10 protein-coding genes are annotated in these 15,288 nt (G+C 35.9%); 1 reads left to right on the forward strand and 9 read right to left on the reverse strand.

What is annotated here, in order from left to right:
• Positions 1–94: 94 nt before the first annotated feature.
• The gene (locus tag ACS8MM_RS12325) at positions 95–4,426 is read right to left on the reverse strand and encodes a choice-of-anchor D domain-containing protein (RefSeq protein WP_379717350.1); all 4,332 of its coding nucleotides are present in this window, start codon (positions 4,424–4,426) and stop codon (positions 95–97) included.
• A 596-nt stretch (positions 4,427–5,022) separates the two neighbouring features.
• Entirely contained in the window at positions 5,023–8,787 is a 3,765-nt protein-coding gene (locus ACS8MM_RS12330; RefSeq protein WP_379717352.1) for a hypothetical protein, read from the reverse strand.
• A 226-nt stretch (positions 8,788–9,013) separates the two neighbouring features.
• On the opposite strand from ACS8MM_RS12330, the gene ACS8MM_RS12335 reads away from it, so the two are divergent.
• Positions 9,014–9,478 (forward strand): regulatory protein RecX, encoded by a 465-nt coding sequence (locus tag ACS8MM_RS12335; RefSeq protein WP_379717354.1) that lies wholly within the window; start codon positions 9,014–9,016, stop codon positions 9,476–9,478.
• A 7-nt stretch (positions 9,479–9,485) separates the two neighbouring features.
• Here ACS8MM_RS12335 and ACS8MM_RS12340 read toward each other — a convergent pair whose 3' ends face one another.
• The 7 genes from ACS8MM_RS12340 to ACS8MM_RS12370 all read right to left on the reverse strand — a co-directional run bounded on the left by ACS8MM_RS12340 (position 9,486) and on the right by ACS8MM_RS12370 (position 15,276).
• A complete protein-coding gene (locus tag ACS8MM_RS12340; RefSeq protein ID WP_379717356.1) occupies positions 9,486–10,631 on the reverse strand; it encodes a beta-ketoacyl synthase N-terminal-like domain-containing protein in 1,146 nt (381 codons plus the stop codon).
• A 94-nt stretch (positions 10,632–10,725) separates the two neighbouring features.
• The gene (gene bioA / locus ACS8MM_RS12345) at positions 10,726–11,997 is read right to left on the reverse strand and encodes an adenosylmethionine--8-amino-7-oxononanoate transaminase (protein WP_379717358.1); all 1,272 of its coding nucleotides are present in this window, start codon (positions 11,995–11,997) and stop codon (positions 10,726–10,728) included.
• A gap of 91 nt (positions 11,998–12,088) precedes the next feature.
• Positions 12,089–12,706, reverse strand: coding sequence for a dethiobiotin synthase (gene bioD / locus ACS8MM_RS12350; protein ID WP_379717360.1), 618 nt, complete (start codon positions 12,704–12,706; stop codon positions 12,089–12,091).
• 40 nt (positions 12,707–12,746) lie between these two features.
• The gene (locus ACS8MM_RS12355; protein WP_379717362.1) at positions 12,747–13,889 is read right to left on the reverse strand and encodes an aminotransferase class I/II-fold pyridoxal phosphate-dependent enzyme; all 1,143 of its coding nucleotides are present in this window, start codon (positions 13,887–13,889) and stop codon (positions 12,747–12,749) included.
• Positions 13,886–14,413, reverse strand: coding sequence for a hypothetical protein (locus tag ACS8MM_RS12360; RefSeq protein ID WP_379717364.1), 528 nt, complete (start codon positions 14,411–14,413; stop codon positions 13,886–13,888). The genes ACS8MM_RS12355 and ACS8MM_RS12360 overlap by 4 nt, the downstream gene beginning before the upstream one ends.
• Positions 14,413–14,886 carry a hypothetical protein gene (locus ACS8MM_RS12365; RefSeq protein ID WP_379717366.1) on the reverse strand — a complete coding sequence of 158 codons (474 nt, stop codon included), beginning with the start codon at positions 14,884–14,886 and terminating at the stop codon, positions 14,413–14,415. The genes ACS8MM_RS12360 and ACS8MM_RS12365 overlap by 1 nt, the downstream gene beginning before the upstream one ends.
• Before the next feature lie 108 nt (positions 14,887–14,994).
• A complete protein-coding gene (locus ACS8MM_RS12370) occupies positions 14,995–15,276 on the reverse strand; it encodes a F0F1 ATP synthase subunit epsilon (RefSeq protein WP_379717368.1) in 282 nt (93 codons plus the stop codon).
• Positions 15,277–15,288 lie beyond the last annotated feature (12 nt).

Genomic DNA, 15,288 nt, shown 5'->3' on the forward strand with positions numbered 1-15,288 from the left:
TTTATCACTCTAAACGAATAAGTTTTCAACAAAAAAAAGTCTCTCTTCCAAAATTTGAAAGAGAGACTTGTAATAAAACAGTTGAATTAATCTTCTAAAAAAGAATTTTCTTAGTTACTGTATGACCGTTTTTAAGATTCACTTTTACAATTAATGTCTGATTATTTCTTTTAACCGAAGTTACTTCTATCTCTTGTCTATCAATTTTGTTTTTAGATGCTACCGATTGACCAAGTACATTATACACTTCATAAGAAGCTATGCTTTCGATTCCTGACGAAATTGCAATTGCATTGTTTCTGCCAAAAACTTTCACTGAATTCTTTAACGATTCAAAATCATCATTATTCAGTCTGTTATCCGTATATCTCAACACAAATCTGTCGCTAATGATACCCTGTGCAGCTGTAAACTGATAAGGTGACATTGTTAAATCATGAATTGTATTATTTGTTCTATCTTCTAGATAAATTTTATTTGATCTATTAGCAAAAACACCATCCGTTTGACCGATAGCTATGGTATACGTTCCGGCTGTAGGCAATTGCACTCCAAGCGGCACCAAATCATTATCTGCAAAAGGCAATGCTCTCGCTTGAATATCAAAAATCACATTGTTGTTCACAGAATGGAAACCAAATCCTGATTTATAACTCGATTTAGAGTCAAAATAAAAATCATCTTCATTCGTTGCGCCTTCCACATAAGCCACAACTTGAGTTTTCACGGATTGATCAGGACTAATCAAATCCAACCAAATTCTGTGCTTTTCTGTTTGTCCAGCACCACTTCTGAAGAACTGGCTGTTATTGTGAGCACTTGATCTTTGTCCGTTCTTAAATTCAAGGTTAGCTGAGTTCGATCCTAAACTTTCCTTCATTTTCACAAAGAAAGCTTGACCCGATGCAATTTTTCCGTCAAAAGCACCCCCTGGAATTGAAGCTGTTCCATTATGTTTCACATAATCTGTCGTAGTATAATTGTAGGTGTATGTCGAGTAATAAGGACTAGTTGATTGAACGGGCGCATTCAAATGTCTCCACAAATAAACCGTTGCATCTTCAAGTACTGCATTATTATCTACAACAAAAGTTTGTGTATCAATTGCTGAAGGGTATGGATTACCTACAAGATTCCAGTTGTCATCAAACTCTGTAATCGTAGTATTCGTTCCTGCAAAAGGAGCAGTAATCGTACCTTTATTTACAGTTTTGTTTACGACACCATTATTGAATAAGCTTCCTGAGAAAGTAACCGTTTGAGTTGTATTTGCATCAGGTACTCTAAAAATGTATCCTTTTCCAGGAACCATATTCGCATCTGCTGTTGCGACCCAATTACCTTGACCATAACCTGCAGGATTTACAACATCAGCATCCCATTCGTAGTAACGACTATTAGGAATTGAGGTAAAAGGTGCGCTTGTCAATGGAGAAGACCAATACACATAGTCGAACAATTTTAAGTTGGAGGCAACTCTTACCATCGAATTCGTTCCTGTTCCGGAATACGTTCCGGTATTACTCATTTGAATTAATGAACCGTCATCTTGAATTGTTATTGCTCCATTATTCGTTACATTATTATTTATCTCTATGTAATCATTTGAAGCAATAGTCAATGTAGCACCAACATTCACCACTAAACTACAGCAAACAAAACTAGGAGTTGTAACTGAAGTTGTATAATTGCCAGTAAGAACTGCCTCTTTAGTCAAATTAGGTATTCCATTACTCCATGCAGTTCCATTCCATGTTGTTGTATCTGCACAAAGAACTCCAGTTCCCTGAATAGTGAAATTATAGGGGTTTTCATCTGCATCATCATTAACAATGGTAACAGTTGCCGTTCTTAAACCTACGACAGATGTTTGGAATGTAATTTCGAAAGTGGTCGAACCCGCAGCAGCAACTGATGAAGCGGGTGCAATTGATACACTGAAATCTGCAGCATTTGCTCCTGAAATTGTAATATATGGACTTGAACCAAAAAGTTTTAACGGATCAACACCTGTATTTTCGATTGTAAATGTCTTGGCTAAAGGACTATTTAAAAGAGCCGAACCAAAATCAGTATTATCGGCTAATGTAGGTGTAAGATCCCCATCTGCGATTGAAATGGTATTTCCTTTAATATCGATTTCTGGGAAAGTCGGAGTACCACAATACACCTCTACATCATCAAAACGCCAAGGCGCAGTAGTAGTAGAGGTTTTTACAAAACGAATCCAAACATTCGGTGCATTTGTGTAAGAAGACAAATCAACGGTATACTGATTATAACTTGACACTGGAACGTTACTATGATCGTAAGTTGCTATTGTTGTAAATCCAGCTACTTGCGACACTGTAGAAACTTCAACTGTTAATGTTTTTGCTGTTGTATTTCCTGATCTACCTAAATAAAATTTCAATTGAGTTGGATAGGCCACAGCTGTCATTGCTAATGTTCCTGTATTTTGTGCAAAAGTTGCAGCTGCAGGTCCGGTATTATAATCTACAGCATTTGTACTTCTTGTAACATTTGTGGCAACCCATCCTGCTGGCGGGAATGTAACTGATGTAAAACTATCAATTAAACAAGGCCCTACCGCCAATGTCAACACTAAAGTCTGTGTATCCGTTCCAACCGCATTGGTTGCCGAAATACTAATATTATAAGTACCGGAAACCGTTGGAGTTCCAGTGATTGCTCCTGTACCCGTGTTGATAGCCAAACCGGACGGTAATCCTGTCGCCCCATAAGAAGTAGGGGTATTTGTTGCTACAATTGAGTACGAAAAAGTGATATTTTGTGTTCCTGTTGCTGTTAAACTGCTTGTTATTGCCGGAGCACTTAAACCTGTTCCTTGAATTGCAAAATTATAAGCAGGTTCATCAGAATCGTCATTTGAAACCGTAATTGTAGCCGATTTCAATCCATCAGCTGAAGGATTAAAAGTCAAATCAAAAGTTGTCGATCCACCTGCAGCAACCGTTGCTGAAGGAGATGCCGTAATCGAATAATCCGCAGCGTCTGCTCCAGAAATGGAAACATTACTAATATTCAAATCCGACGTTCCAATATTTTGAACAGTGAATGTCCTCACCATTGTTCCCGATGTTGTATTCACCGTTCCAAAATCGGTATGATCAGCTAGACTTGGTGAAGCATCTCCATTTGTAATTGTAACTGAATTCCCTTGTATATTTATTTCCGGTCCTGTAGCAGAAACACTCCCACTACAAACAACATTCTGATTTGCAACGCCAGAAGAAGATACGACGATATTCTCAGCATTATAATTTCCAATTGAAAGCCCAGCTTTTAATCTCACATATATTGTTGTAAGAGCAAGAACTCCTGCTGAAGGAGTTAATACTATTGAAGCCCCATAACCACTCCCAGAAGTAGTTGATACTTCATAATTTGCTGAAGGTGCAATGGTGATATTTCCAGTTAAGTTAGTACCACTTACAGAAAATGTCTGCTCCGAAGAAGGCCCAGAACCAAAAAAATAATTAAACCCTGAAAGGGTACCCGTAGACACAATTACAGAAGGAGCAACTGTCGTTGTTCCATTACAGTTTGAAGAACCTGAATAATTATAGGCTTTATCATATGTATATATTCTATAAAAATATTGGGTGCCTGAAAGTAAACCTGTATCTGTAAAAGAGTTTCCTGTACCTTGATACACTACAGTCATACCTGCTGCAATACTATTTCCTACAGCATAAATTCCATTACCATTAGGAGCTGTTGTTGGATCAACGGTCCCTCTAACTACAAGGTAACCTCCACCATCAACTCCACCAGAAGCTGCTGTCCAACTAACATCAAGAGTATTTGTACTTGGATTACTTACAATTCCTGCAGTTGGTGCATTGGGAGCGGTTATATCCACTGCTCCTGTATAAACACACATATCGTCGACAAACATATCACCTCCGGTACCCAATTGTCTGTGTAAAAACAAACCAGAAATTGTTGTCCAAGTTGAAGAAGGTTTCGAAAGAGTAACTTTTTCCCAAGTATTTATAGCAGACGGAACGTTATAAGCCCCAGCTAAAAGTTCCGAATTATTAATTATACCAGCTTGAGATTCTTGAGTATTTGTAAGGCTACCAACCCTTCTGTAGTATTGAACAGTAACTTGAGAAGTTGTTGAGGCAACTGTAATATTTGGCGACCAAACTCTCCTAGCTGTTGTGCTTGAATTATTAACTCTTAAAGAGTTAGCGCCAGACCTTACAACAGAAGTCTCGTTAGAGATTGTTTGTGTAGCATTTGCTTTAGCCCATTTCCCAGCTTGTGGAACTGCATAAGCTGTAGCATTATCGATCGAAGCAGATCCTTCAAATCCACCATCTAGACCCAAGTAAGAAACCTGACTCCATCCAATTACCGAAAACAGCAAAGAAAAAATAAGTAATTTAATTCTCATTGTATATGTTTTAATTGTGTAAAATTCTCTACTGAAAACCAACCACTTAGTTCAAAATAGAGCCGTCAAATATATTACTATTCCTTTACATAATAACAAAAAAGTTAAATTTATCGATGTTTTTTGCCGATGGTCGATGAAATTTGACTTTTTTAGATATTTTTTAGAATATGTATTTTCTCGTATTTATGAATTTTTGGTCCTATTTGTCAATTTCAAAGCTCTGGTTTAAAAGCAAATACTCCCAAAATAAAGCCGGAAGAAAGGAAATAACGACAGCTTCAATAACATTGTTAGCATGGCTATTTTTCCATGTACAAATACCTACGATGATTTTCAATCAACTTATAATCTATCGCATACGCTAATTTGGACAGTAAGAAATAAACGTCCAAAGTTGAAAGGAAGAAAACACTACACTAAAAAGCGGGATAAACTTTGTAAAGAAACTGGATTAAAATTACGAAATATTTACAATATTACTCATAATCAATTCGTTAAAAGAAAATACAATTTCAAACTATTAATTTTTAGCTAAAAAACCCTCAAAAAAAGATATTCTTTTGAGGGTTTTATCGTAGTTGTTTTTAGATATTTTAAAAAATGATTTTTTTACTGATCAAAGTTCCGTTATCCAAAAGAACCTTGACAATTAATGCTTGGTTTTTATTACCAAAATCAGACACATTCACCTCTAAAGCATTACAATCTGTTTTTATTTTTAATAACTGACCGAGAAGATTGTACACTTCATATGTATGAATAGATTGTTTATCGGAGGTAATCTTAATTACTTCATCGGTAACAAAAACACGAACTGTAGTATCATTTACCACATAATCTTCATCTGAAAGTCTTTGTTCTTGGTAACGAAGAAGAAAACGGTTAGTATAATTCCCTTTTGCCACATTGAATTGGTACGGCGATGCTTTTAAATCATGAATAACACCTGTCCATTTATCTTCCAGATAAATTTTAAGATTCCCTTCTGCAAATCGACCATCCACCGAATTAATAGCAATAGTATAATTACCATCCGTGGGAACAATTACACCAAGAGGCACTGTATCATTCTGGTCAAAAGGCAATTGTCTTCCCTGAATTTTATATATTTTATCAGCAATTAATGAATAGAACTGGAAACCCGATTTCAAACTTGATTTTGCTTCATACAAGAAATCATCAGCGTTAGTAGCGCCTTCAACATAACCTATCATCTGGCTAGTTGCTCTATTATTGGGGTTAACTAAATCCAACCAAATCCTGTGTTTTTCTGTTGCTACTTCAGCCGTTGTGTTTGTAGTTCTGAAAAACTGACTGTTATTATGGATTCTACTTCTTTGCGAATTGTTGAACACTGCATTCGATGTATTTGGAACAGCCACATCATCTTTCATTCGCACAAAAAATGCCTGACCAGAAGCTATTTTCCCGTCAAAAGCACCGGCTGGAACCGATCCCGAAGCATTATAAGTCACATAATCATTCGATGTGTAATTATAAACAAAAGACTGATAATACGGACTCAATATTGTATCGCTAATCCCTGTCAAATGTCTCCACAAGGAAACCTCTCCATTTTCCAGAACACCGCTATTATCGCTGGCGAATTCAATTGCATCTATCGCAGATGGGTACGGATTCCCTAGTAAATTCCAATTATCATCAGTACTTGTTATCGGACCATTCACTCCTGGAGGAATAACGGTTGCTGAAGTATATGGCCCTTTTTTTAGTTGTGAAGTGATAACTCCAGTATTGAATAGGCTTCCTGTAAAAGTAACCGTTTGTGTTGGATTACCATTTGGCACTCTAAAAATATAACCTTTCCCATTGGTCATCGTACTACCTGAAGGAGTAAACCAGTTTCCATAACCATAACCTATTGGATTAGCATAATCAGGCACCCATTCATAATACCTACTATTCGGAATTGTTGCAAATAGCGAATTATTTTGCGGAGAGGACCAATAGACATAATCGAACAACTTCAAGTTTTCCGCAACTCTAGTTAACGAATTAGAGCCACTTCCAGAATAGGTTCCTGCATCGTCCACCTGTAGTAACGAGCCATCATCCTGAATCGTTAAAGTGCCATTGTTTACTACATTTTTTCCTACCTGAATATAATCATTTGAAGAAATAGTTACTGTTTTTGAAGCATTGATTGTCAAATCTCCATTTGCTAATAGATCATTTGAAACACTCGTTGTAAAATGGTTATTCAACACTACATTATAAAATGTTTCAGTCCCTTCGGGTGTTACAGTATTGATTATTTGAGGAGTTGTTCCTGAAAACAGAACAGTTCCATTTCCTTCATAAAAAGCTACATTACCTACATTATTTGTCCAGTTACCATGTAAGTATAGTTGTCCATCAGCAGTACTATTGTTGGCATCATCCATATCCAAAGAGCCAGTCCCGATAATAGAAAAATCACCATAAACTTCCAATTTATTATTGACGTCGCTTTCCAACTGAACTTTATGAGTTGAAATCGTTAAATTCTTAGATTTTGCAATCCCTCCATAAATAGAAGCATTAGTAGAAGAAATATCAATTATTGCATCTCTGACAGCATATGTTCCATTCAATTCAACATCGATGGTATTATCAGGAACATTAAGCGTTTGCCAATTGGAACAGTCGAACCAATCTGTATTTTTTGTCCCTGTCCAAATTCCATTACTATAAATTCCGGTATTTGTCACAACATACAATTGTCCCACATGTGTTCTAAGATAACCTGCACAAGAAATTCTATTGGTCCAATTAGAAGAATTATTCAATCTCGCGATCCACTCTAATTTATCGGCAGCAGTTGTAGGTCCTGTATACTCTAAAAAATCAGTAGCAGAACCAGGAGCCAAACTAAAACATTGCAAATCTATTGGCAATCCTGACTTTTGAGTACTTGCACCAAGAGATTCCCAGGTAGTAGCCGTATTAAAGGCATATAAATAATTTCCAGGTGTATAAATCGCATCATTTGCTCCTGCGGGATTATTCCAACTTCCTCCTTGCATGAAAAAAATTTGGTCTCCACCAGAATTCAACACAACACTCCCTGTAAAACCTGTAGGTTTCGAATAAGCCCAATTGGCATCAGGAGAAACAAATTCAACATTTGGAGCAGCCGTTTTCAATCGAATAGTAACAACCGTACCTGCCGGAATTATGCTTCCGGTCCTTGTCAACTGATAAACACCTTCTGTATCGCCCCAAGCTCCTAAACTGGTCCGTTCATAGCCATTATCGGTGATATAAAAAGAATCTCCATTTTGAATTGCTTTAAACGTAATAAAGCTAATTTCGTCATCACCAGCTGCATAACCTCCTGCATAGCAAGAAATATTTGAATTGATTCCAATAACGGCAAAATCACCTTTAGAAAAAACTGTAGATGGATTAGTCACACTGCCACTACAGATTACGCTTTGATTTGTTGCTCCCGTTGAACTACAAATAATACTTTCTGAATTATAATTCCCTAATGCAAGTCCTGATTTTAATCTTACGAATATCGATGTTGAGGCAACGGTTCCAGATGTAGACGTGAGGCTAACTGAACTGCTAAAGCCGACCCCTGAAGTTGTCGATATTTCGTAGTCTGTTGGAGCATTCAAAGTTAGATTAGCAGTTAGATTAGAACCACTAACCTCAAAATTTTGTTCAGCCGATGGACCTAAACCAACTACATAAGTAAAATTTGACAAAGAAGAAGCCGAAACGCTTATATTAGGCAATACCGAAGAAGCAGTAGTTCCATTAAGTATAATATTGTTTATATTCGATGCGATATCAAAACCTCCTGTTCCACCAGTACCTGTTGCTCCATAACCATAAATTCTAAATGTAGTGACTGATGTTATATTCAGTAATCCTGTGATGGTTATAACATTAAAAGTCCCAATAGGAGCTGTTGGCGCAATTACTCCAATGTTTGAAGAATATCCATCAATTGAAGATCGTAATGCTACATTTTGAGGACCAGTTCCAGACTTGTCCCAACTAAAAGAAAAAGAGGTAGGTGTAAATGAAAAACCTGAATTTGGCGTGACGGTAAATTCGATATAATTATTACCAGCCATCGCTTCGGTTAAAGAACTTCCCGTTACAGTATTTCCAGTATCAAACCAATTATTTCCACCAAAGCGATTTCCATTAGCTGCTGGCGAAACACCCCCTCCAATGATAAGATTCGAGGGTAAAATATTAGCATTATTTGAAACGCTCGGCTCTGTAGTTTCTGTACCAGTATTCCCAAAGGTATTCCATTGTAATAACTGAGCATGGATACAATCAGACGTCAATAAAAAAAGAAAAAGAAAAGAAAAAGCAATTAATTTAATCTTCATAACAACCTATTTATTTCAATGCTTTATCGTGAATTAATTGTTAAAAATTAAAATAAAGCCATTAAAAATAGAAAAGTTTTTAAAGCTTGCAATTTTTAGACGTTAAACTTATCGTTATTTTTCAGCGAGTGCTCATTATTAGTGACCTCAAGCGTTTTTAAAACCATAGTCTTTATCTTACAAATTAATTTTTTAGGCTTTTTATTATATCTTTGAGTCACAAATTATGCTTGTACCTTCAATCCAAAATAAAATAGAATACTATTGCGCCTACCAAGAGCGCTGCCATGAAGAAGTCATTTCTAAACTAAAATCTTTCCAATTAACTACAGACGAAATCGACGAATACTTGGTCCATCTAATCGAAAACAATTATCTTAATGAGGAACGATTTGCCTGCTCATTTGTAAGAGGAAAGCACAACATAAAAAAGTGGGGGAAAATCAGATTGATTAATGAACTCAAATTCAAAAACATTTCCAAATACAATATTGACATTGCTTTAAAAGAGATTTCTTCGGAAAGCTATTTTGCTACATTTACTGCATTGGCCGAAAAAGAATGGGAAACAATCAGAGAAACAAACATTCAAAAAAAGAAACGTAAATTTTGTGATTTTCTACTTCGAAAAGGCTGGGAAAGCCAATTGGTTTTCGACAAATTGAATGAGTTGGAATCAAAAGACAAATAGTATCCTGTTATTTTCCGATAACAATTGATACGGCATTTCCACCAAAACCAACAGCATTAATCAATACTTTTCGTATCGGTTTTTTAAGGTTTTGTTCTGTTGCAAAAGGCACTTTAATAAATGTATCGTGTTGAAGCATCATCATGGCTAACTCAACACTCAACATCCCAGAGGCACCAAAAGTATGTCCGATTTTCCATTTGTTGGTGGTTAACATGGGTAAATCATTTCCAAATACTTTTTGAAGTGCTTTGTATTCTGACAAATCGCCCTTTACTGTTCCCGGTGCGTGCATTACTACAACATCTATCTCACAAAGATTCATCTCACCTAAAGCCATCTTCATCGAGTCCTGAAAACATTGTGCTTCCGAGGAAATAGAAATACTATGTTCTAAAATATCCGTTGCATAACCAACACCTTCGACATAAGCCAAGGCGTTTTCTTTTTCTCCGCTTTCCAAACAAATCATAGCGGCGCCTTCACCAAGTACCATGGTGTTTTTACTTTTCTCCAAATCGAAAGACAAACATTCTGCCGATGATGAGTAAATTTTTAACGCCTGCATTTGAGCAATGGTAAAAGGCGTAAGAGGTGCTTCACTCCCTCCTACTAAAAATTTATCTGCCATGCCGGCTTTAAGCCACACCACGCCATTTAACAAAGCGTGTAATGCTGTAGAACAAGTTATAGAGTGTGACACTTCTGGCCCTTTACTTTTAAGATCGTGTGCTACCCATGAAGAAATATTACCTAAAGTGGTAGTGGGCGAGGCTAAAGTAGAAGAAAGGCCTGTTTCGATGAATTCCTGGTGGTATTTTTCAAACAATTCAGTGGCGCCACGAGAAGAACCTATATTAATCCCAAAATGGTCATTCTGTTTCCAACCGGCTTGCTTTATTGCTTCACGAGCAGTGTAAATCGCAAATAAAACAGAAGGATCTAAATTCTTGTATTTTGCTTCAGACAGTCGTAACGCTTCAATTTCTTTTTTAGTTTCTGAAGGTAATTGTGCGACAGCGATTTCCTGATCTCCTATTTTTTGCAGACTAATGCAAGATGAATCTAATGAATAATTATTCCATATGGTTTCAGGTTGATGACCTAAAGCCGATACAGAAGAAAGAGCGGTTATGGCAATTTTTTGTTTCAATGGGAATATTTTAGCCCCGGTAGTAGCGGCATCCTTTTATTGCTTTGACAAATGGCAATAAAAGATAGAGCGAATGACGGGAATAGCTACAAAATTAAACTATTTCTAATGCTTTTTCTATCGTTTGGTAGACTTTTTCCAATTGGTCGTTGGTTATAATGTAGGGTGGTAAAATATATATAATATTACCAACTGGACGGAGAATAATTCCATTATCGATAAAGAAATCATAGAGTGTGTTACGCAAATTACCATAATAGTCGGTTTCACCATCAGTCTTTACTTCCAAAGCAAAGATAACGCCCAGCACTCTTGTTGCACTCACCTTCGGATGATTTTGGATACGCTCCTTAAAATTCAAATGACTTTGAAAAATCCTCTCTATATTTTGTTGGGTTGTTTCCTTTTGCAACAAGGCAATACTGGCTAATGCTGCTGCACATCCGGTTGGATTGGCCGTAAACGTATGCCCATGAAACAATGCATGACTTACCGATTCACTTTTGAAACCATTAAAAATTTCGTTCGTAAATGTGGTAATGGCCATTGGAATCGTCCCAGCGGTCAGTGCTTTTGAAAGACACATCATGTCCGGTTGTTGTTGCAGATAATCACTAGCAAAAAGTTTTCCTGTCTTTCCAAAACCAGTCATCACTTCATCTGCAATAGTAAACACGTTCTTTTTTTTGCAAATTTCAATGAGTTCATCTAAAATTTCAGGTTCATACATGACCATTCCCGCTGCGCCTAGCACCAAAGGCTCAAAAATAAAGGCCGCTACTTCATGGTTTTCTAAAGTGTTTTGCAACGCTTCCCTCGTTTCGTTTTCTTTTCCTTTTACAGGAATAGGAATCCGAATAACTTTCAGTAAAGATCCTTGAAATGCTTCGGTAAATAAAGAAATACCACTAACAGCCATTGCTCCAAAAGTATCACCGTGAAACGCATCTTCAAAAGCAATAATCGTATTTTTCTGAATTCCTTTATTAAAAAAGTACTGAAATGAAGCCTTAATAGCCACCTCTACTGCCGTAGACCCATTATCTGAATAGAAAAATTTCTGCTGATTTGATGGCAGTATTTCAATAAGTTTTTCTGCTAATTCTACTACCTTATTGTGTGTAAATCCACCAAACAAAACATGTTCTAAAGTAGTTAATTGTTGATAAATGGCATCAGCAACAAATGTATTGGAATGTCCGAAGGGATTTACCCACCAAGAAGCAATTGCGTCAATATACTCTTTACCGTTTTCATCCCACAACAAAGCTTCTTTTCCTTTTACAATAGCCGGAAAATCTTTTACTGTATGATGTTGGGTATACGGATGCCAATTGTATAATTTATCTTTTTGAGAGAAATTCATTTTTGAAGAATAAACAGAGTAAAGTAATGGAACTTTCTCTAAAAATTAAAGCACAAAGATACGAAGTATGCTATCGATTACTTCATTCTTTTCACAATGTTAACAAGTTGTCACGAAATAAATCGGCATAATACGCAATTACATTAGTATCAAAATACGGCTCGTTTTCGATGCGCCCAATCATTTTTATCCCAGTTTTGCTTACGATAATTGATTCCGTTGAAGCATTTTTGTCACCATTAAAAATAATTCCTCCCACTTCAATTTTTCTACTTTTTAACGCTTCGATTGTCAACAAGGTATGATTAATACTTCCCAAATAATGTCTGGACACAACGATCACTTTATAATCCGGTTGAATTAAATCAATTACACAATCCGTTTCATTCAAAGGCACAAGAACACCTCCAGCACCTTCAATAACCAAATGATTTTCGGTTATAGGTTCTTTTATCTTATTGAGTTCAATTTCAATATTGTCAAGCTTCGCAGCCAAATGCGGACTTGCAGGTGTATTCAATTCGTAGCTGTTTTTGTGGAAATACGATTTGTCGTTAGCAACATATTTTTTGATTTTATGGGTGTCAGAATAGTCTAAATCTCCAGCCTGAACCGGCTTCCAATAGTCAGCCTCCAAAGCTTCAACCACAACCGCTGAGGCAATAGTCTTTCCAATATCGGTGCCAATACCAGTAATAAATACTTTCATAATTAATCTTTTATTTTACGGTTCACAAAGCTCGGAAACTTTAAAAAATTAATTGACTTAAAAATTGCAAAACTTCTGTTATTTCTTCTGTCGAATTATAGCTATGCAAACAGAATCGAAGCCTTTCTTGTCCTTCCGGCACGGTGGGTGATAAAATGGCTTTGACATCAAATCCTTTGGATTGCAATTGTAATGCTACCGCTTTGACTTTGTCATTTCCCGGAATAATCGCAGATTGTATTGCTGATTTACTTCGGACAAACATTGGTTTTAATCCCAAAAGGTTTTTTGTTTGATTGAAATGAATACAATTATCTCTTAGTTTTTCAATAGAATTCTTTCCACTAATCAACTGTTGGTATGCCATAAAAATGGTAGCTACTGAATGTGGAGAAAGTCCAGTAGTATAGATAAAACTTCTAGCAAAATTAACTAGATACTCTTTTAAATCTCGACTTCCTAAAATGGCAGCACCATGACAACCGAGACCTTTTCCAAAAGTCATAATTCGGGCAAAAAATTTATCTTGAAGATGTAAACTTTGGACCAAACCTTCTCCTACATCACCAAATAAACCCAAAGCGTGTGCTTCGTCTACTATCAGAAATCCATTGTACTTTTCTGAAACCGATACTAATTCTTCCAGATTTGGTGCATCGCCATCCATTGAATACACTGATTCCACAACTATAAAAACCGAGGAGTCAGGAGATTGAAATTTGCGTAGTTTTTGCTCCAAATCTTCAAAATCATTATGTTGAAATTTGAATGATTTTGCCTGCGACAACTGAATCCCATCACGTATTGAAGCATGGCACAATTCATCATACAATATTACATCGTTACGTTGTGGCACAGCACTAAAAAAACCAACATTAGCATCGTAACCCGAATTAAAAATTAAAGCAGATTCACTTTTATGAAAGTCGGCAATATAGTTTTCTGTTTCCTCGTATAGCGAATGATTACCGGAAATCAATCGGGACCCGGTTGCTCCATTACTTTTGATACCTTTTTGCATAAGAAACTCATGAGTTGCCTCGAATATCGCTTCAGAACGGGCAAAGCCAAGATAATCGTTGGATGCAAAATCAATTAAATTATTTGTTTTTGGCAAACTACGTAAAGCATTGTTTTGCTTACGATGCTCTAGTTTTGAAGAAAGAGATACTGGCAGCTTCATAATTCTGAACGGTAAATCCAAACAGGATTATTAGTGTCAATTTTATCCAACAAATCCACATCAATCACTTTACATAAAGATTTGGCATAAAGAAATGCTTTATTCTTTTTGTAAAAGCTAACTAAAGGTATATGTCTGTATCCATTATTCTGATACCAAAGTGTAACTGTATATCCAAAACCAAAACTATTAATAGCAACGTAATCAAAATCGGTTACTTCTGTAATTTTGGTTTTTTGATAAAAAACAATCTTTTGCTCGGTAATCAATGTTTTATTTTTGGCATCAACTTTCACAGTATTTTCTTCAGAAATGTTAATTGCTGGACCAATAAACGGAGCCGAGAGACTGATTGCATAAGCCAAAAATTTAATTACAATAACGGCATTCAAATCGTATTCGACAATGAAATAGATATATGCTAAAAAAGGTGACACAGCAAAAGTGTACATAATTGCTGCCATAACCATATGTACATTTGACATCGTATCCTCAAAAACGGTAATTATATTGTTATTTTCCATTATTGAAAAACGACACCCAATTTAGTAACTCTTTGCAAATTATCAATTTCTACAAAAATTACTGCTTTTGAATCTTTAACTTTAAAACGTTTGTCGTATACGAATTTTGCATCGTGTTTTTCGTGCTTCGCTGCAATATCTTCCAATAAATTTCCGGTAGTAAATGAATTCAATTTCCATTTCTTATTGGTAATGTCTACTTTTTTAATTTTATCGTCTTGTAATTCTATTAACAATCCATCATATTTAAAAACAAAATAGGGTGGATCACCATCGTCTGGAACTTCTTTCTCTAAAGTAATTGCTTTACCCAATATTGCTTCCACTTTATCTGGATTAATTGGTTCACAAACTTTGATGCTTTTACCGGTTTTCGCATTGGTTAATAATAAAACCGGTTTGTTTTGCTGTGCCATAACATTTAGACAAAAACTACTTAAAAACAGTAATAACAATGTAATTTTGACTTTCATAATAAGGTAGATTAAGAGTATTAAAAGTATAAAAAAAGCCCAACATTACTGTTGAGCTTTTTAATTTATTTTACTGCGTACAGTTTATTACGCTCGTATCCAATTGTATTAGTCGGCTAATACAATTATTTTATTATCGTTCATTTCGATAGTTCCAGAATTGATAGGCAACCAAAATGTTTGCTCGTTTACTTTATTAAACTTTGCAGCAAATTCTTTTGCAATTTTAATATTAGAACCAACAATTTTTACATTTCCTTTACCTAATAACGACACGATTGGCGCGTGGTTATTTAACATTTGGAACTCACCATTTATTCCTGGAACCGCAACCGAAGTTACTTCTCCTGTAAATAAAGTGGCTTCTGGTGATACAATTTCTACAATCATCTTTTTAAGTTA

The organism is Flavobacterium sp. MAHUQ-57 (assembly GCF_051908335.1).
In the GTDB taxonomy this organism is placed as follows: Bacteria; Bacteroidota; Bacteroidia; order Flavobacteriales; family Flavobacteriaceae; genus Flavobacterium.